This window comes from Cytobacillus sp. Bva_UNVM-123 (assembly GCF_046351715.2).
Taxonomy (GTDB): domain Bacteria; phylum Bacillota; class Bacilli; order Bacillales; family Cytobacillaceae; genus Cytobacillus.
Window position 1 is genome coordinate 3,543,274 of the sequence record NZ_CM177772.1, and the last position, 19,081, is coordinate 3,562,354.

The following is a 19,081-nucleotide window of genomic DNA, read 5'->3' on the forward strand; positions in this document are numbered from 1 at the left end:
ATACCCCTTAATTCATAATCCTTCGAACAGCATATACATCAGGAATTTGCTTTATCCGATCAACAACTTTTTGTAAATGGCTGACATTATTAATGGCGATCGTCATATTAATCGTAGCTGCTTTATTCCGATCAGACCGTCCCGTAACAGCAGATATATTCGTTTTCGTCTCATTTACTGCTTGTAATACTTCATTTAATAATCCTCGTCTGTCATAGCCAGTAATTTCAATTTCAACGTTGTATTCCTTACGATCATTGAATCCTGTTTCCCATTCGACTTGGATTAATCTTGTTTTTACATCATCCGTTACAATATTCGTACAATCAGCTCGATGTACTGAAACACCTCTACCTTTCGTAATAAATCCTACTATTTCATCCCCAGGTATTGGATTACAGCATCTTGAGAGACGAATGAGCAAATTATCAATTCCAGAAACTCGAACACCTGAACCGTGCTTTTTAGAGGATGGGAAAGTTCGTAATTCAGAAACAGCATTTTTAATATCTGAACTCTGTTCTAAATCGCGCTTTTTCCGCCATTTTTCTGTTAAACGATTCGCAACTTGCAGGCCTGTTACGCCATTATAGCCAACAGCAGCATACATGTCCTCAATATTAGAGAAATTAAACTTCTCAGCCACTTTTTTCAGGTTTTCATTTGTTAAAATTTCTTTCAAATCGAAATCCATATTACGAATTTCTTTTTCAATCTGCTCTTTTCCCTTAATAATATTTTCATCTCTTCTTTGTTTCTTAAAGAATTGTCTAATCTTATTTTTCGCTTGCGATGTTTGGGCAAGCTTCAGCCAATCTTGGCTTGGACCATATGAATGCTTAGATGTTAATATTTCAATAATATCGCCAGTTTTTAACTTATAATCAAGTGTAACCATCTTTCCATTTACTTTTGCACCTATCGTTTTATTGCCTATTTCCGAATGAATCCGGTAGGCAAAATCTATTGGCACCGACCCAGAAGCAAGTTCAATCACTGCTCCTTTCGGAGTAAAGACATATACCATGTCTGAGAATAAGTCTATTTTGAGTGATTCCATAAATTCTTCGGCATTGACTGTATTATCCTGGAACTCCAAAATTTCGCGGAACCATGATAATTTATTCTCGATTGAAGAGCTTTCATCTACTTTTTTGCCTTCCTTGTATGCCCAGTGGGCCGCAATCCCGAATTCTGCAATACGGTGCATTTCAAACGTCCGAATTTGTACTTCTAGTGGGTCACCTTTCGGTCCAATAACAGTTGTGTGAAGAGATTGATACATATTTTGTTTAGGCATAGCAATATAATCTTTAAATCGTCCAGGCATCGGTTTCCAGCAAGTATGAATGATCCCCAACACAGCATAGCAATCTTTAATGCTATTGACGACGATTCTAACAGCAAGGAGGTCATATATTTCACTAAACTGTTTATTTTGCAAAACCATTTTTCGATAAATGCTATAAATATGCTTCGGTCGCCCGGAAATCTCTGATTTAATCGAAACATCATTCATCCGCTCACGCATAATCGCAATGACATCATCTAAATATTGCTCCCGTTCAGCGCGCTTCTTTTTCATTAAATTAACGATGCGATAATATTGCTGAGGGTTTAAATATCTTAAAGCTGTGTCTTCTAGCTCCCATTTGATTTTGGAAATTCCTAATCTGTGTGCAAGAGGGGCAAATATTTCCAGTGTTTCATTCGCGATTCGACGCTGTTTTTCAACTGGTAAATGCTTTAATGTGCGCATATTATGCAGTCTATCTGCCAGCTTTATAAGAATAACTCTTATATCCTGTGCCATTGCAACAAACATTTTTCGATGATTTTCCGCCTGCTGCTCCTCTTGTGATTTATATTTAATTTTTCCTAGCTTAGTCACGCCATCAACTAGCATTGCAACTTCCTCGTTGAAGGCTTCCTTAATATCTAACAATGTAACAGTTGTGTCTTCAACTACATCATGAAGAAAACCTGCTGCAACAGTAGATGGGTCCATTTCTAAATCGGCTAAAATACCTGCCACCTGAATAGGGTGGATGATATAAGGCTCACCCGATTTTCGATATTGTTCACGATGTGCATGTTTTGCAAACTCATAAGCTTTTTGTACAAGTGCCGCATGCTCATCATTTAAATATTCTTTTGTCCTGTCGATGACTTGTTCAGCGGTCAGAACATGATCGTTCGCCATGGGATCACCTTATCTAATAATTTTTTCATCTATTAACATTTTCCGTTTAAAATCCCTTTAACAAATTCGCTTCTAAGCATTTTCTTTCACCCAAAAATATATCGAGATTTGCTCATTATATTTCTCCTAAGCATCGTCAAAGGCATTTTAACTTTATTCAACAAGGAGTTAGCTAAAAAGTTAAAATTATATGCTTATATACTTCTCAATACATAAGAATAAAAACACATTGCTGAATGAAGTTAAAATTTAAATGATTGCTACTATTATCGAAAAAAAAAACGAAGATGTAAAGGGATTGAAGCGATTTTTGCGAAAAATTAAAAAGAATGTCGAAAAAAAGAGCGCTTTAGCGCCCCTTTCATAAATTAAAACTCCATTAATGTAAGAATATCATATTTTCCAAGCTTTTTGCGACCTTCTAAATATGATAGTTCAATTAAGAACGCAATTCCTGCAACAACTCCACCAAGTTCCTCCACTAATTTAATGGTCGCCTCGATGGTTCCTCCGGTTGCTAATAGATCATCCGTTATAAGAACTCGCTGTCCAGGCTTGATAGCGTCTTTGTGAATCGTAAGGACATCCTTCCCATACTCAAGTCCATAACTCACTTTAATTGTCTCACGTGGAAGCTTGCCTTCTTTGCGCACTGGTGCGAAGCCTACTCCAAGCGAATAAGCAACAGGACACCCAATTATAAAGCCGCGTGCTTCAGGCCCTACAATAAGCTCAATCTGCTTTTCACGCGCATATTCGACGATTTGGTCAGTAGCATATTTATATGCATCACCATTATCCATTAATGTTGTAATATCTTTAAATTGAATACCAGGCTTAGGCCAGTCATTCACAATCGTAATATATTGTTTTAAATCCATTATTTCATTGCCTCCTCATATTTCCCCAAACCTTGCATGACCTCATCAAACCAATGCTTTAATTCATGATAGGAAGAATAAAGCAAATCACTTTCTACAATATTTTGTGCGTTCCTTTCCATATATGTGAGTGAATCTGTTAAATCACGTTTTATTACCCCATTATTAACAGAAATGAATCCATTGTTTATTTTAACAAAATCTAATTCAAAAAACACCTGTGACATAAAGTCAATTGATTCCCTGCTCCATCCCTTATACTTTGCAATATCATCTCTGTATTGTCTTAAATCGAGAGGCCCTTTTTTTACAATTAATGCATAAAACCATTTAAAATGCTCTCGAGTCGGGAGCGTGCTGAAATAGGCACTATCTTTTTGATAAAAATAGGCATAGATTCTTGCCGGACTTTTCTTTGCAAACAATTTTTCGAGCAAGTCTTTTGATGGGGGCAGATCTAATAAAATCACATTATTATTTTCAATATCAACCGTTTCTGCTTCTTCAAACGAGCTAACGATCGTTAAGTCCCCGCCCAAATATTCTTGAAATATTTTCGCATTTTCTTCATGAAAGATAATCCATTTTTGACGATCTTTCGGAATTACCCCTACAATATTTTCAAAACGTTTTACCCCTCGAATATCGAAAAGCTGCCATGAATCGATAGCTAAATCCTGTAGGAATATTTGTGGCTTGCGAATATTATTCCACTCATTTATTGATAATTCACCAATTACGGATATTTTTGAACTAGGAGAAATTTGTTCATAAAGATCCCCTATTCCAAAACCAACTCCATCTAAAGAGAAACCATTATCCTCAATCGTCATTTTTAAATGATTTTGATTTGCACCAATCTTTCGCATACTAGCAATTTTTGCTGCTTTAATTAATATTTTCGGTTTTGGATTGTCCATCCCAAAAGGGGCGAGTCTTTGTATTTCCTCTATTGCGGACAGACTTATTTCTTGTAAAATAAACTCTCCATCAACAGGTGAAACAGGAATAAAATCGGCTTCTGTTAATTGTTGCTTTGCTGCCAAATTTAATCTCTTTCGAAGATCATCAACATCTTCTATTTTCAAAGTCATTCCGGCTGCCATCGGATGGCCGCCAAAATGAGGCAATATATCCCTGCAATTGGACAGATTTTGAAATAAGTCAAAGCCTGCTATACTACGAGCAGAGCCTTTCGCTAAGCCAGTCTCTTTATCATAGCTAAGAACGATTGTAGGACGATAATATTTTTCAACGAGCCTAGACGCAACAATTCCAATAACGCCTGCATTCCAGCCTTCCTGACAAATGACAAGGACTGCATGATCACTGCTAGAGTATTTTTCTTCCACTTCTTTCATAGCCTGTGCCGTAATTTCACTAACAATGGTTTGCCTTTCTTTATTTAACAGTTCAATTTCTTCGGCAATTGATTCTGCTTCAGCAAGATCATTTGTAAGAAGTAAATGTACAGCTGGATCAGCACTATCGAGTCTGCCAACAGCATTAAGCCGTGGTGCAATAAAAAAACCTATCGATTCCTCGTCAATAGCGCTTCGTTCTATACCAGCACGTTTAAACAACGATTGCAACCCGATATTTTTCGTATTCTTTAGATTTTTGAGGCCACGTTTGACAATTAAACGATTCTCCCCTTTTAAAGATACTAAATCAGCAATTGTGCCAATCGCAGCAATTTCAAGTAAATGGTTGGGCATTTCTCCATAAAGGGCATGTGCTAGTTTTAACGCAACCCCTACACCAGCCAATTCCTTAAAAGGATATGGACTATTATGTAGCTTCGGATGAATAATCGCCAATGCTGTAGGCAGTTCAGGTCCTGGCTCGTGATGATCGGTGATGATTAAATCTAGTCCAAGCTCATTGGCTGCTTTTGCTTCATTAATGGCCGCAATTCCTGTATCGACTGTAATGATTAGCTTCATGCCAATATCTTTCGCATACTGAAATGCAGGTATATTTGGTCCATATCCTTCTGTAAATCGGTTAGGAATATAGAATTGAACGTTTGCCCCTAAATCACGGAGAGTCATCATCATGACTGATGTACTTGTCACACCATCTGCATCATAATCACCAAATATTAAGATTGGCTCTTGCTTATCGATCGCGAGTTTGATCCTTGAAACCGCTATATCCATACTCGTTAATAAAAATGGATCATGGAAATCCAGCTCATCATCAAATAAAAAAGACCGTGCTAATTCAACAGTATCCATTCCACGATTTACTAGTAATGAAGCGACAAGAGGAGCAATCTTTAATTCCTTAACAAGTAAAGCTTCCTTTTCTTTATTCGAATCACGAACAATCCATCGTGTTTTTGACTGTAACATCTATTCACCCCTCAACCTATTAATTATACTAGAGGGTTTTATTCGTTTCAATGATTGAAGTTAAACATCTTGTTCTCCTTCATTGTATGGATTTATATGAACAAATACATTATGGACATTATTCATAGTTAACAATTTATTCTTCACCTTTTTTCCAACTCGATGCCCTTCTTCAACTGTCATATTCGGATCAACAGAAACTTTTATATCGATGATGACGTAACTTCCATGTTCTCTTGCATGCAATTCATCGATATTTTTTATTTCTTCAATCGTCTCAACCGCTTTTCTTAATTCAACTGTATCCTCTTCATGTAGAACGTGATCAAGTGTATTGTGGATCGATTCCTTCCCTAATGACCATGCCATTTTCAATACCATAAGTGATACGATGATACCTGCAACTGGATCTGCATATTCTAACCAGTCATAACCAAGTTTTCCGCCAATAATAGCACTCCCAATCCCTATTAATGCAGCGATGGAAGAGTATACATCCGATCGATGCTCATACGCATTCACAATTAGCGCCTCACTGTTTAACTCACGTCCTAATTTGTATTTATAGCGAAATAGGATTTCCTTCACAATGATTGAAATAATCACAGCGATAACAGCTATTGCTTTTGGTGCCTCTATGGGCTTAAAAAAGGCGATGAATGATGATTTTCCAATTTCAAAGCCTACTAGTAGTAATAGTACGGATACGATAATGGCAGCGATCGATTCAGCCTTCCCATGACCATATGGATGATCCTCATCAGGCGGTTGTTTGGCAGCTTTTAGCCCTAAATAAACAGCTAAAGACCCAGCAATGTCTGATGCTGAGTGGACAGCATCAGCAATTAATGCTCGACTTCCTGCATATATACCGATTGCCCATTTAAGAATTGCAAGGATAATGTTTATGACAATGCCAAGCATTGCCGCAAATTCTGCTTTTTTAAAACGGTCATGTTGTTCCAAAACTACACGCCCTTCCTAAGAGTCACTGTTTCTAGTTTAAATGTTTTTAATCTATATATACTTCAGAGCATAGCTGAATTTTCATGTGTAACCATAAAAAAACCTCAAGCATAGCTTGAGGCTTCATTTCTATAAAATTAAACTTGAGGTTCATCACTTGACTTACGCACAACTTTTTCTGTTTTAATAACGCCTTTTTCTTTTAGTTCTTTTCCTTTCCAGTCAACCCATATTTGTGCAGCTAAGAAAATAGAAGAGTATACACCGATTAATGTACCGACAAGTAAGGCGATAGAGAAATTACGGATCGATTCACTTCCAAAAATCAGAATACCTAATATGGCAATAATCACTGTTAAAACCGTGTTGATCGAACGAACCATTACTTGACGTAAGGCAGAATTGACAACATCAGCAATATCATCGAAAGATTTCAGGCGTTTTTTCTTTTGCATATTTTCCCGCATTCGGTCAAACGTAACAATCGTATCATTTAAAGAGTACCCAATGACCGTTAAGATAGCGGCAATGAATGTTACATCTACTTCCAATCTTGTAATACTAAAGAATACAATAATCAGGAAGGCATCATGTAACAATGCTAAAACAGCTGGAACGGCCATCTTCATTTCAAAACGAATGGAAACGTAGATAATAATTCCAATTGAAGCAATCCCTACTGCTTTCAGGGCATTAATCGCTAACTCTTTTCCTACAGTTGGTGAAACAGTACTAACAGTTGGGTCAAAGCCAAACTTCTTATGGAAATGAGCTTTAAGATTTGCAATTTCTTCCTTATTCAAGACATCTTTAAACCTTGCTACTCCGATTTCTTGATTATTGCCAGAAATAACGATATCGTCTGTTTCAATATTAAGTGTAGCAAGTTCAGATTTCATTTCTTCCTTCGTCAAAGCGTCGTTTGTGTGTATTTCAACACGCGTACCACTTGAAAAATCAATTCCTAAATTCAAGCCAAACACTGATACAATGATAATTCCTGCTGCCATTAATATCCCAGAGATATAATAATAAATTTTACGTGTCTTAACAAAGTCAAACCGATCGAATTTTGATGCTAATTCATGTGTATCAATATTTTCGGCAATATCGTGAATATCGCTTTTCTTAACACCAAACCAGCTCGGTCTCTTATTAAATAAATTACTATTCACCCATAGTCCGAGCAATAATCTCGAACCGTAAACAGCAGTCAAAAAGCTGACTAAAATACTGATAATCAGCATTGTCGCGAAACCCTTTACAGAGCTTGTACCGTAAAAGAATAAAACACCAGCAACCAAAATTGTCGTAATATTAGCATCGAAAATGGAAGTAAATGAATTACGACTTCCAGCTTGAAATGCAGATTTAATCGTTCTACCCACTCTTATTTCTTCTTTAATTCGTTCATAGGTGATGATGTTAGCATCTACCGCCATTCCGACCCCGAGAATTAAGGCAGCAATACCTGGTAAGGTCAGGACACCATTCATCCAGTCAAAAATGAGGAGAATTAAGAATATATAAATAGATAATGTCACAGTTGCAATAAATCCAGGGAAACGGTAATACACAATCATAAATAAGAAAATGATTGCAATTCCAACAATTCCACCAAGAATGGTTTTATTTAGTGCTTGTTCACCGAATTGAGCACCAACAGATGTCGAATATACTTCTGTTAATTTTACAGGTAACGAACCAGCATTTAGTAAATCAGATAATCTCTGTGCTTCCTCAACCGTGAAGCTACCTTCAATGGAAACAGTATCTTGGTTAAAAACTTGACTTACTCGTGGTGCTGAAATCAAATGTTCATTTTCGACACCGTTTAAAGCCTTGAATGAGTCCTTCCCTTCTTCAAAGTCAAGCCAAATAGCAAGAATATTGTTTGGCTCTCCCATCTTAACGATACGCTGTGTGACTTCTTTAAATTTATTAGCGTCTTTTAATTTGAGGGAAACACTTGGTCTTCCATTTTGGTCAAAGCTCGGCTTTGCCCCTTTTGGAGCAAGATCGGCCCCACCCATTAATTGCACGTCATTAACATCACGGAAAGACAAAGTAGCTTCTGTAGACAATAGTTCCCGCGCTTCATTTTGATCGGTTACTCCAGCAAGTTGTACACGAATTCGATTTTCGCCTTCAATTTGAATATTAGGCTCACTTACACCTAAAACATTAATCCGCTCATTTAAAGCACTTACAGTACTTTTTAATGCCTCATTATCAATCTTCTGCCCATTTTTTTCAATTGGTTCTACATCATAAAGAACTTCAAAGCCACCTTGAAGATCCAATCCAAGCTTAATATCATTTAATATGCCTTTTGTTGTTGTCCCCGCTAAACTTCCAAATAAAATTAAAATGAGAAAAAAGGCAACAATACGACTGCGCTTTACCATTACGAAAAAATCCTCCTTAATTACGAGCCTACTTACGACCTACGAACATAACCGGCATGCTAATTTCCAAACGAGCACAGCAATAAGAAATCATGTTGCGACCGGAATTTCCATTATTCATTATGAAACAGTTTAGAAAAGCTGTCAATTTTTCTATGTATCATACAAAAAATTCGTTATTTTAAAAGTTCTTGAAGCTCTTCCTCATTATCGAAAGCAAATTCAGCTTCTTTAATAGCTTCAACGGTCGCAAAGTTGAAAAATTCACCAACTTTTACAGATAAAATATCTTCAACAATTTCATGAATTAATTTTGGTTCACTTAATTTTCTCCACTTTTTTCTAATCAAAAAGTTCCAAATCTCTTGTTCAGACACTTGCCCATATCCTAACAGTGAAAATTCCTCTAGCTTACTTTGTAAAACGACCTGAACATCTTTTCGAAGAGAATCATTTAAATGGCTAGTATTCATTACAAAAGCCTCCCTGTAGTGGAAATTAAGTAAACGCAAATAATAATCAAATGCTTGTCATTCTTTGTCCACCTATTTGCATATAGTTAATTGTATATGATCACACCTATTTTGAGAAGGCAGGGAGCCAAATGTCTAAGTTTTTAAAAGGAACAATGATCTTATTAGCTGCCGGGCTTGTCACACGGGTCCTTGGTTTTATAAATCGGATTGTCATTGCAAGGTTTATTGGAGAAGAAGGTGTCGGACTTTATATGATGGCCTATCCAACATTAATTCTTGTTGTTACCATTACACAGCTAGGATTACCAGTAGCGATATCGAAAAATGTAGCTGAAGCTGAAGCGAAAGGTGATATGGCAAAAATAAAAAAAATATTAGTTGTGTCTCTTACAATCACAATATCACTTTCAGTCATCTTTACTCCAGCATTGCTTATTCTTGCTCCTTATTTATCAGAGACATTATTCACTGATTCACGTACACACTTGCCTTTGCTTGCCATTGCCCCAATTGTGCCTATTATTGCGATATCTTCAGTTATTCGGGGTTATTTCCAAGGACGGCAAAATATGAAACCTTCCGCTTATTCTCAAGTGATCGAGCAAGTCGTGAGAATATCATTAATCGCTGTAATGACAAAAGCATTTCTTCCATTCGGGATTGAATATGCCGCTGCAGGAGCGATGCTTGCATCTGTTATTGGAGAACTTGCTTCTTTATTATTTTTACTAACAACTTTTAAGCTAAAAAAGAAATTCAAAGTTCGAAAACAATTTTTCCATTATGTAAAGTCTGGTAAGTCAACGTTTAATGAACTAATGAGCATTGCTATTCCGACAACTGGAAGTCGAATGATCGGGTCATTGGCATGGTTTTTTGAACCGATCGTTGTTTCACATGCTTTAGCAATTGCTGGTTTCGCTGCCATTACAGCTACAAAGCAGTATGGGGCCCTTACTGGCTTCGCCTTGCCTCTATTAATGCTGCCATCCTTTATTACCTACTCTTTGGCAACATCATTAGTACCAGCCATAAGTGAAGCTAATTCAAGAAATCATAAGCGGTTAATTGAATATAGGTTACAGCAGGCACTCCGCTTTACATTAATTACTGGTGGACTAGCAGTGATCATTCTATATGTGTTATCAGATGAATTAATGGCATTTATGTATGGCTCGACTAGCGGTGCTCCGTTTATTAAATTAATGGCTCCCTTTTTTATCTTTTATTACTATCAAGTTCCTTTACAGGCGGTTCTTCAAGCAATGAACTTAGCAAGAGCAGCGATGATTAATAGTTTGATTGGGGCAATCGTCAAAACGGCAGTCATCTTCATCCTAGCTAGTAATCCTACTTTCGGCATAAACGGGGTAGCGATGGGGATGCTTGTCGGGTTTGTCCTCGTGACATTGCTTCATTTTGCAACTGTTCTCAAAACGATTTCTTTCACTTTCCATGTTCGAGAATATATAAAAATTTTTTTAGTCATGGGGATAGCTGGTATTAGCGGTTACTCTCTTCTGCAAAAAATGCATGATGGTATCCACATAATCGTTCAAATATTAATCATCTCTTGTATAATTACACTCATATATTCTAGTCTTATTATTATTTTGGGTTTAGTAACAAAAGATGAATTAAAGCGAATTCCGATCATAGGTAGACCATTATCAAAATTTGCTTTTCGTTAGAAAAGCGCAGGTGCCAGGCGCTGGAGCTAGACGCTCATCTAACTTCAAAGATATAAACTCTGATATTATTGAAAACGAAGGCATTCGCATCTTCTTTATGCAAATGCCTTAGAAAATAGTAGTTCTCACAAAGACACTTCTACTTTTTTTCATCAATTAAATCGATAAAAAATTGACCATTTTCAAAGCTGCAAAATGAAATTTTTTGAATGTCATGGTATCCTCTTTTTCTCAATTGTTGCCTTAGCCAAAAATTCGTTTGATTTATTTTAATAAGATTAGGTTCCTGGATTATACCATCGAGAATAAGGGGTATTGTCATATGACCTTTTTTCTTTTTCTCTTTTTTCAATACAGATAATTCCCCAGTCGTTTCTAGAATGGCAAACTCCACATCCGTTATATTCCGAATGTCTTTCCCTCTTAATTGCATGAGTAAGTCATCTAAATTATAACGGTGCCTCCTCATCGCTTCCTCATCAATCTTTCCTTTATTAATAATGATTGTTGGTTTTCCATCGACTAAATCACGAAATTTTTTGCTTTTTAATGCAGCAAAAGCTAAAATAATTTGAATGATCATCAACAACAGCATTGGAAGAACATTAGAAAGTATTGGTGAATTTGGCTTTTCAATCGATAATACAGCTAGTTCCGCCATCATAATGGAAACTACGAAATCAATTACACTAAGCTGTCCAAGTTCCTTTTTTCCCATGATTCTTAAAATAAGTAAAATCAAAATATATAAAAAAACTGTTCGAAAAACGATCGTTCCATAATGCTCCATATACTCTTCCCCATTTAAATAATATTTGCCTCTTATTATGCGCGTTGAAATTAAAATCATGTATTCTAAACATTTATTCTCAGAATCCCTGACAAAATTTATATTCTATTTTTCCAATTCATGAATATGCTTGTACTAAGGAATAGCCGGTCTAAAAAGACTGGTTAGATAACCGTAGATAAGTGAAAGGAGTGGAGTAAAATCGAAGAATCAAGAAATGTCAGCGGCGTCCTATACGGAATTATTACCGTATTTGTGCTTGCCATTGTGAGCAGTTTAATTTTTTCACTATTACTTAAGTTCACATCTCTCCAGGAATCATCGTTACGTCATATCATCACCGCAATTTCCTTTATATCACTCTTTATTGGGGGCTTTATTTCCGGAGGAAAAGGAAAACAAAAGGGCTGGCTCCTTGGAGGATTAACCGGGGTTATTTATTCTGTCATTATATTTTTGTTTCAGTATTTAGGATTTGATCGATTATTCGATATAGAACAAATCATTTATCATACTTGTTACATACTCATCGCCATGATGGGTGGGATTCTAGGCGTGAATATGTCTAACAACAAATCAAGAACTGCATAAAAAAAGAAGCGGAATCCTCTGATCCCGCTTCTTTCTCAATTTAATCCTTGATTTTTTAGACTTACTTTGAAAGCATATCGCCTGCTGTAGCTTCTGTTACTTCGCGAATGGCACCACGATCGTATGTAAGACGGCTTCCATCTCCACATTTAATGACAACTTTACCTTCGTCAATCGCATCAATAAAGCCGTGAAGACCTCCAATTGTAACCACTTTATCTCCCTTTTTTAAATCGCTCTGCATTTGCTGAACCGCCTTCTGACGCTTCTGCTGAGGACGAATAAGCAAGAAGTAAAATAACACAAACATTAATAAAAGTGGTCCTAATGTTCCAAGCATTTCCATACTTTCCCCTCCTTTCATATTTTTTTATTTTGTTGAAAAACGAGTGATTGTTTTTGTAGTTGAACAATCATGAATCATAGTCCCTTGGCGTATTTAGCCTAAAGGCTTTAAAAGTTCTTCGCATCTGGTTTATTAAAACCATATTGTTCGAAAAACTCTTCTCTAAAGTCACCTAAACGATCTTCTCTAATCGCTTGTCTGACCTCTTCCATTAATTTTAGCAGAAAATAAAGATTATGGTAAGTTGTAAGTCGAATTCCGAAAGTTTCGTCACAGCGAATTAAGTGACGGATGTAGGCACGACTGTAATTTCTACATGTATAGCAATCACAATTCTTATCAATCGGACCAAAATCTCTTGCATATTTCGCATTTTTGACAACTAATCGACCTTCGCTCGTCATCAAAGTACCATTTCTTGCAATTCTTGATGGAAGAACACAATCAAACATATCGACTCCGCGAATGGCACCATCGATTAATGAATCAGGTGAGCCTACTCCCATTAAATATCTAGGTTTGTTTGAAGGTAATAATGGCGTAGTAAAATCAAGCACACGGTTCATCACGTCCTTCGGTTCTCCTACAGATAAGCCACCAATCGCATAGCCTGGGAAATCAAGTGAAACTAAGTCTTTTGCACTTAGCCTGCGAAGTTCTTCAAACTCTCCACCTTGGACGATTCCGAATAAACCTTGATCATTTGGACGTTTATGGGCTGTTAAACAGCGCTCCGCCCAACGTGATGTTCTTTCAACTGACTTCTTCATATATTCAAATGTAGCAGGATATGGTGGACATTCATCAAAAGCCATCATAATATCTGAACCGAGAGAATTTTGAATTTCCATCGCTTTTTCCGGTGATAAAAATAGTTTATCCCCATTCAAATGATTTCGAAAATGTACGCCTTCTTCTTCAATTTTGCGAAATTCACTTAAACTAAATACTTGGAAACCACCAGAATCTGTTAAAATGGCGCGATCCCAGTTCATAAATTTATGGAGGCCACCTGCTTCTTCGATAATATCGTGGCCAGGACGTAACCAAAGATGGTATGTATTACTTAATATTATTCCTGCTCCCATTTCTTTTAAATCTTCCGGTGACATCGTTTTCACTGTTGCTAATGTTCCGACTGGCATAAAGACAGGTGTTTCAAAAGAGCCATGTGGAGTATGTACACGGCCAAGACGAGCGCCAGTTTGCTTACATGTTTTAATTAGTTCATAACGAATAGCTGTCAATTTGACTGTTCTCCTTCCAATGAGACAGGGGGATATACCCCTTTATCCCTTATATGATTAGCATCGCGTCGCCAAAGCTAAAGAAACGATAATGTTCCTTAACGGCCTCGTTGTATGCATTTAGGACGTTTTCTCTACCTGCTAATGCACTGACAAGCATAATGAGTGTTGATTTCGGTAAATGAAAATTCGTTACCATCCCATTAATCGCCTTAAACTCATAGCCTGGATAAATAAAGATGTCTGTCCATCCACTTGCCTCAATAAATTTTCCATTATTTGAAGTCGCAATCGTCTCTAATGTTCTCGTTGATGTCGTCCCAACAGAAATAATTCTGCCTCCATTTGCTTTCACATCATTTAATAATTTGGCTGTTTGTGCTGTCATATGATAATATTCAGCATGCATTTCATGCTCATGAATATCGTCAACACTAACAGGACGGAACGTACCTAAACCAACATGAAGTGTGATAAAGGCAATATGAACACCTAATGCACGAATTTCATCTAACAATTTTTCAGTAAAATGAAGTCCTGCAGTCGGTGCTGCAGCAGAGCCAATTTCACGAGCAAAAACAGTTTGATAACGATCCTTATCATCTAACTGTTCTTTTATATAGGGAGGTAAAGGCATTTCGCCTAACATATTAAGAACTTCATAAAAAATCCCATCATATTGAAACTCAAGAACTCTTCCACCATGTTCAGCAGTTTCTAAACAAATGGCCGTTAATTTTCCATCGCCAAAAATAATTTTCGTTCCCTCTTGCACTCTTTTTGCTAGCTTAACTAATGTTTCCCACTTATCGCCTTCAAGCTGTTTTAAAAGAAGAACTTCTATTTTCGCTCCGGTATTTTCTTTTTCTCCAAATAGCCTAGCTGGCATCACTTTCGTATCGTTTAATACGAGACAATCCCCTGGCTGCAAATAATCCGTAATATGAATAAATGTTTCATTTTTAATCGAACCAGTGGATTTATTTAATACCATTAATCTACTGCTTGTCCGATCAGGCAGGGGCGTTTGGGCAATTAATTCCTCTGGTAAATGAAAATCAAATATATCTACTTTCATAATGGCACCAACTTTAATAAATATGTCTTGCTAAAAACGAATGATCATCACTATTCAAATGGAACTTCCAATTGAAAATGACGATACACCATTTCGGTTACTACTCTTCCTCTAGGTGTTCTTTGTAAAAATCCTATTTGTAATAAATATGGTTCGTAAACATCTTCAATTGTATGTGCTTCTTCTCCAATGGTTGCCGCTATTGTTTCCAAACCAACTGGACCGCCTCTGAACTTCTCAATGATCCCTCTTAATAATTTATGGTCAATATGATCCAACCCTAAACGGTCTACTTGAAGAAGCTCTAATGCTTCATTAGCTTGAATACAATTAATGACCCCATCACCTTTAACTTGAGCAAAATCCCTTACTCTTCTCAATAGACGATTGGCAATCCTAGGGGTTCCTCTCGACCTTTTCGCAATTTCATTAGCGGCAGGACGGTCAATTTCGGTTTCTAGTACATCTGCTGTTCTCTCGACAATTTCTTGCAATTGAGCTTCATTATAATATTCAAGTCTGCTAACAACTCCGAAACGATCCCTTAATGGTGCAGAAAGTGCACCAGCTCTTGTCGTAGCTCCAACTAATGTAAAAGGAGGAAGATCAAGTCGAACCGATCTTGCACTTGGACCTTTTCCAATAATAATATCAAGACAGAAGTCCTCCATAGCTGGATAAAGCACCTCTTCGATTGTTCGAGGTAATCGATGGATTTCATCAATAAACAGCACATCACCCGGTTCTAATGCAGTTAAGATCGCAGCTAAGTCACCAGGTCTCTCAATAGCAGGACCAGCAGTTGTACGAAGATTGACGCCCATTTCATTCGCAATAATGGCTGCAAGCGTTGTTTTTCCTAACCCAGGCGGACCGTAAAGCAAGACGTGATCAAGTGTTTCCTGTCTTAACTTCGCTGCTTTAATAAATATTTCGAGATTTTCCTTCACTTTATTTTGTCCAATATATTGTTTTAATGTTTGCGGGCGCAGACTAGTCTCAAAAGATATTTCTTGAATATCTGCCTCACTTCTAATAATCCGCTCTTCCATTCACGATCACCACGCAACTAGCTATTATTTTAAAAGCATATGTAAGGCTTTTTTTATGTATTGGTCAGTTGTAAGCTTTTCTTTACGTAAAACTGGAGATATCTTTTTAATTTCTTTTTCTGAGTAGCCAAGTGCTTGTAAGGCGAGAACCGCTTCATCAAATTCAATTTCTCGATTATGATCATTCGACTGTAATTTATCGGGTGAAAACAAATCGGGAAAATAGTCGGGAACAAAGTTTTGTAGTTTTCCTTTTAAATCCAGAATCATCTGTCTAGCTGTTTTCTTTCCTACCCCAGGAAATTTAACAAGAAAAGCCTCATCCTCATTTTCAATTGCCTGAACAACATGTTCTGGCTCTCCAAAAGCTAAAATGGCTAAGGCGCCTTTCGGTCCGATTCCGGTAACATCTAATAGTTTCATAAACAATGTTTTCTCTTCACGCGATTGAAACCCATATAATGCTAAAATATCCTGTCTTACATGCTGATAAGTAAATACTTTTACTACTTCTCCGAATTCCTTCTGAAAGCTAAATGGATTTGGTGTGAACATTTGATAGCCAATTCCATTATTTTCAATAACGACATATTCAGGTCCAATATAATCGATGCGACCTTTAATAAATTCAAACAATGCCTTCCGCTCCTCTAATTTGCTGTACTCCATTGTATCATAAAATGTTTATTCCATCATTGGAAGTTTTGAGTGTTACACAAGTACAAGGATAGATGCTCGAAAAATAAAAGTCTTCTTTTCCGTCATAATTGACAAAAAGAAAAAGCTTGCAAAATTGACAATCACGATTATAATATATAATGTTTTGAAACAACATAGGAGGTTTTCAACTTGAAAAAATTATTAGCATTCTTAACTATTTTCTCTCTAGTTTTTGCAGTTGCAGGCTGCTCTACTTCTGCTGAGAAAAAAGAGGTAGAAAATAAGTCTGAAGAAAAAACAGCGACAGAATTGACAGATTCTATTAAAACAAAAATGTATAATTCCGTTCGAATTGCTGAATTGAAGGTAAATGAAGTTTTTCATAAAGAAACTGCTGCTGACGGTGAAACACCGATCATGAATCAAAACTTCGCAGAGAATGATAAGGCTGTACAATTTCTCTCCAACTATTACAGTGAAGATGTTGCCAAGTCTATTTACGAACATTATGCCACAGAAAATAAAACAGCTGAAGGTCAAATGATAACGAATGTAGAGCCTTATTTCGCACCTTCCTTCCTTGATACAACTATTGAAAACGTAGAATTTGAAGGAAACGATGATAAAGCAACCATCAAAACAGCTGAAAATACAACATACCATTTACAATTAAAAGATAATCAATATATGATTACACAAATCGAAAAATAAACTTACAAATAAAAAAACATCGATTGCCGTGAATCGATGTTTTTTTATTCATTGATTAACTTCCATCTTCCTTTATTTTCGAATAAACTTTAAACGTCTCAATTACCTCAACATATTGCTCTTTTGTTTTAATGGGTATTCCTTTTTTCAGTTCCTCCCATTTTTTACTTTCAAGTTTTCCTAAATCAATTTGAAAAAATGATTGGATAATATTTGTTTGCCTCGGCCTCCCATTGAAGATAGTAAACACGCCTTCATTTGTAATCCCAAAGTAGCCATTTGCTTTTAATAATGGGGAAATATCATCGATATTTTTGCGAAATACGAGCTGAGCTTTCTTCATTTCAATAAGCTGCCAGTCATCATATTTTGCCCAAAAATCTTCTAATGACCAAATTTTTTCGACAACGGATTCTTGACTTAATTCCCCATCCACATACATTCTTTCTAATATGACGGTCAATTCAATTGGTTCCTCATCACTTTTTGTTGCCTTTACAATATTGTTTTTATCATTTCCTATCCAAGGATAAAAAATAGTAATTGGAATTATCATCAAAATTGTCAATATGAAAGTAGCAATGCGCTTTTTCATATTTATTCACCTCTTTTATTGAGTACACACATATAATGAGTCCTTACCTTATGTAGTGTAACCATTTTTGTAAACCTTATCCTGCTATTTTCTGAATTTACTCCATTATTGAATCGATGGCTAAATGAAAGTAAAAAATTGTTTGTTATCATCTTTGATGTAAGACTATAATTATCATCATATAAGATTACTTACTATTTTTTTATCTAAACGGGTTTGTGTATTGGAGGGGGTACCTTTGAAGAAAACGATTAAAATTAAAAATATTGTCATTGGTGAGGGCGCACCAAAAATCTGTGTGCCAATGGTCGGTAGAACATTAGCTGAACTTTTAGAAGAAGCAGCTTATTTACAAACAATTGACTTAGATATGGTTGAATGGCGAGTGGATTTTTTTGAACATGTTGAAGATATTGAAAAGGTAAAGGTGACATTAAAGGAAATTCGTAAACGGTTAAGAGATGTGCCACTGATCTTCACATTGCGGAGTGCAAAAGAAGGTGGAGAAATAAATGTAAGCTCACAATATTATGTGGCATTAAACAAAGCCATTGCCGAAACTGGCGAGGTGGATGTGATAGATGTTGAGTTGTTTAATGATGAACAAGATATTAAAGTATTAGTAGAAATAGCTCATATTCATAATCTGTTTGTTATTATTTCCAATCATGACTTTGAAAAGACTCCTGCTAAAGAAGAAATCATTTCTCGCTTAAGAAAAGCTCAGGAATTAGGGAGTGATCTCCCTAAAATGGCTGTTATGCCTACAACTACCACTGATCTATTAACATTGCTGGATGCGACTGCTACCATGGCGGAGAAATTTGCTGATAGACCAATTATTACAATGTCAATGGCAAGTAAAGGCATCGTCAGCCGGATTGCCGGAGAAGTGTTTGGCTCAAGCATCACTTTCGGAGCTGCAAAAAAAGCCTCAGCACCAGGACAAGTAGATGTACAAGAGTTGAGGGAGATCTTAAATATTTTGCATAAGCATCTTTAATCTCAGCAAATGGACAAAAATCCGTC

At 36.4% G+C, this 19,081-nt stretch carries 17 protein-coding genes; 4 read left to right on the forward strand and 13 right to left on the reverse strand.

Going from position 1 to position 19,081, the window contains the following annotated elements:
• Nucleotides 1-7: 7 nt before the first annotated feature.
• The 6 genes from KDN24_RS18220 to KDN24_RS18245 form a co-directional block, all read right to left on the reverse strand.
• Nucleotides 8-2,203, reverse strand: coding sequence for a RelA/SpoT family protein (locus tag KDN24_RS18220; RefSeq protein ID WP_409971912.1), 2,196 nt, complete (start codon nucleotides 2,201-2,203; stop codon nucleotides 8-10).
• Between the two features lie 368 nt (nucleotides 2,204-2,571).
• Nucleotides 2,572-3,084: an adenine phosphoribosyltransferase gene (locus KDN24_RS18225; protein WP_409971913.1), complete on the reverse strand. Its 513-nt coding sequence runs from the start codon at nucleotides 3,082-3,084 to the stop codon at nucleotides 2,572-2,574.
• On the reverse strand, nucleotides 3,084-5,441 hold the full coding sequence (gene recJ / locus KDN24_RS18230; protein WP_409971914.1) for a single-stranded-DNA-specific exonuclease RecJ: 2,358 nt from the start codon (nucleotides 5,439-5,441) through the stop codon (nucleotides 3,084-3,086). Before recJ ends, KDN24_RS18225 begins: the two co-directional genes overlap by 1 nt.
• A gap of 60 nt (nucleotides 5,442-5,501) precedes the next feature.
• A complete protein-coding gene (locus KDN24_RS18235; RefSeq protein ID WP_409971915.1) occupies nucleotides 5,502-6,407 on the reverse strand; it encodes a cation diffusion facilitator family transporter in 906 nt (301 codons plus the stop codon).
• A gap of 137 nt (nucleotides 6,408-6,544) precedes the next feature.
• Entirely contained in the window at nucleotides 6,545-8,815 is a 2,271-nt protein-coding gene (secDF, locus tag KDN24_RS18240) for a protein translocase subunit SecDF (RefSeq protein WP_409971916.1), read from the reverse strand.
• Between the two features lie 176 nt (nucleotides 8,816-8,991).
• Nucleotides 8,992-9,288, reverse strand: coding sequence for a post-transcriptional regulator (locus KDN24_RS18245; RefSeq protein WP_409971917.1), 297 nt, complete (start codon nucleotides 9,286-9,288; stop codon nucleotides 8,992-8,994).
• A gap of 131 nt (nucleotides 9,289-9,419) precedes the next feature.
• Between KDN24_RS18245 and spoVB the strand changes: the two genes are divergently transcribed.
• Entirely contained in the window at nucleotides 9,420-10,982 is a 1,563-nt protein-coding gene (gene spoVB / locus KDN24_RS18250) for a stage V sporulation protein B (protein WP_409971918.1), read from the forward strand.
• 139 nt (nucleotides 10,983-11,121) lie between these two features.
• Here the strand turns inward: spoVB and KDN24_RS18255 are convergent, their stop codons facing one another.
• Nucleotides 11,122-11,772: a DUF421 domain-containing protein gene (locus KDN24_RS18255; protein WP_409971919.1), complete on the reverse strand. Its 651-nt coding sequence runs from the start codon at nucleotides 11,770-11,772 to the stop codon at nucleotides 11,122-11,124.
• A 201-nt stretch (nucleotides 11,773-11,973) separates the two neighbouring features.
• On the opposite strand from KDN24_RS18255, the gene KDN24_RS18260 reads away from it, so the two are divergent.
• Nucleotides 11,974-12,363: a TIGR04086 family membrane protein gene (locus KDN24_RS18260; RefSeq protein ID WP_409972001.1), complete on the forward strand. Its 390-nt coding sequence runs from the start codon at nucleotides 11,974-11,976 to the stop codon at nucleotides 12,361-12,363.
• A 61-nt stretch (nucleotides 12,364-12,424) separates the two neighbouring features.
• Here KDN24_RS18260 and yajC read toward each other — a convergent pair whose 3' ends face one another.
• The 5 genes from yajC to ruvA form a co-directional block, all read right to left on the reverse strand.
• The gene (gene yajC, locus KDN24_RS18265) at nucleotides 12,425-12,709 is read right to left on the reverse strand and encodes a preprotein translocase subunit YajC (RefSeq protein ID WP_409971920.1); all 285 of its coding nucleotides are present in this window, start codon (nucleotides 12,707-12,709) and stop codon (nucleotides 12,425-12,427) included.
• Between the two features lie 107 nt (nucleotides 12,710-12,816).
• Nucleotides 12,817-13,956 carry a tRNA guanosine(34) transglycosylase Tgt gene (tgt, locus tag KDN24_RS18270; RefSeq protein WP_409971921.1) on the reverse strand — a complete coding sequence of 380 codons (1,140 nt, stop codon included), beginning with the start codon at nucleotides 13,954-13,956 and terminating at the stop codon, nucleotides 12,817-12,819.
• Nucleotides 13,957-14,005: 49 nt separating this feature from the next.
• Complete coding sequence (queA, locus tag KDN24_RS18275; RefSeq protein ID WP_409971922.1) at nucleotides 14,006-15,034, reverse strand: tRNA preQ1(34) S-adenosylmethionine ribosyltransferase-isomerase QueA; 1,029 nt, start codon at nucleotides 15,032-15,034, stop codon at nucleotides 14,006-14,008.
• 50 nt (nucleotides 15,035-15,084) lie between these two features.
• A complete protein-coding gene (gene ruvB / locus KDN24_RS18280) occupies nucleotides 15,085-16,086 on the reverse strand; it encodes a Holliday junction branch migration DNA helicase RuvB (protein WP_409971923.1) in 1,002 nt (333 codons plus the stop codon).
• Nucleotides 16,087-16,110: 24 nt separating this feature from the next.
• Nucleotides 16,111-16,722 (reverse strand): Holliday junction branch migration protein RuvA, encoded by a 612-nt coding sequence (gene ruvA / locus KDN24_RS18285; protein WP_409971924.1) that lies wholly within the window; start codon nucleotides 16,720-16,722, stop codon nucleotides 16,111-16,113.
• A gap of 213 nt (nucleotides 16,723-16,935) precedes the next feature.
• On the opposite strand from ruvA, the gene KDN24_RS18290 reads away from it, so the two are divergent.
• On the forward strand, nucleotides 16,936-17,457 hold the full coding sequence (locus KDN24_RS18290; protein WP_409971925.1) for an endonuclease: 522 nt from the start codon (nucleotides 16,936-16,938) through the stop codon (nucleotides 17,455-17,457).
• Nucleotides 17,458-17,512: 55 nt separating this feature from the next.
• Here the strand turns inward: KDN24_RS18290 and KDN24_RS18295 are convergent, their stop codons facing one another.
• Nucleotides 17,513-18,052: a BofC C-terminal domain-containing protein gene (locus KDN24_RS18295; RefSeq protein ID WP_409971926.1), complete on the reverse strand. Its 540-nt coding sequence runs from the start codon at nucleotides 18,050-18,052 to the stop codon at nucleotides 17,513-17,515.
• Nucleotides 18,053-18,290: 238 nt separating this feature from the next.
• On the opposite strand from KDN24_RS18295, the gene aroD reads away from it, so the two are divergent.
• Complete coding sequence (gene aroD / locus KDN24_RS18300; protein ID WP_409971927.1) at nucleotides 18,291-19,055, forward strand: type I 3-dehydroquinate dehydratase; 765 nt, start codon at nucleotides 18,291-18,293, stop codon at nucleotides 19,053-19,055.
• Nucleotides 19,056-19,081 lie beyond the last annotated feature (26 nt).

Bases quoted from the DNA above. Each gene is read 5' to 3' on its own strand.
- KDN24_RS18220 (WP_409971912.1), bottom strand. From the start codon at position 2,203: ATGGCGAACGATCATGTTCTGACCGCTGAACAAGTCATCGACAGGACA.
- KDN24_RS18225 (WP_409971913.1), bottom strand. From the start codon at position 3,084: ATGGATTTAAAACAATATATTACGATTGTGAATGACTGGCCTAAGCCT.
- recJ (WP_409971914.1), bottom strand. From the start codon at position 5,441: ATGTTACAGTCAAAAACACGATGGATTGTTCGTGATTCGAATAAAGAA.
- secDF (WP_409971916.1), bottom strand. From the start codon at position 8,815: ATGGTAAAGCGCAGTCGTATTGTTGCCTTTTTTCTCATTTTAATTTTA.
- KDN24_RS18245 (WP_409971917.1), bottom strand. From the start codon at position 9,288: ATGAATACTAGCCATTTAAATGATTCTCTTCGAAAAGATGTTCAGGTC.
- spoVB (WP_409971918.1), top strand. From the start codon at position 9,420: ATGTCTAAGTTTTTAAAAGGAACAATGATCTTATTAGCTGCCGGGCTT.
- KDN24_RS18255 (WP_409971919.1), bottom strand. From the start codon at position 11,772: ATGGAGCATTATGGAACGATCGTTTTTCGAACAGTTTTTTTATATATT.
- yajC (WP_409971920.1), bottom strand. From the start codon at position 12,709: ATGGAAATGCTTGGAACATTAGGACCACTTTTATTAATGTTTGTGTTA.
- queA (WP_409971922.1), bottom strand. From the start codon at position 15,034: ATGAAAGTAGATATATTTGATTTTCATTTACCAGAGGAATTAATTGCC.
- ruvB (WP_409971923.1), bottom strand. From the start codon at position 16,086: ATGGAAGAGCGGATTATTAGAAGTGAGGCAGATATTCAAGAAATATCT.
- KDN24_RS18295 (WP_409971926.1), bottom strand. From the start codon at position 18,052: ATGAAAAAGCGCATTGCTACTTTCATATTGACAATTTTGATGATAATT.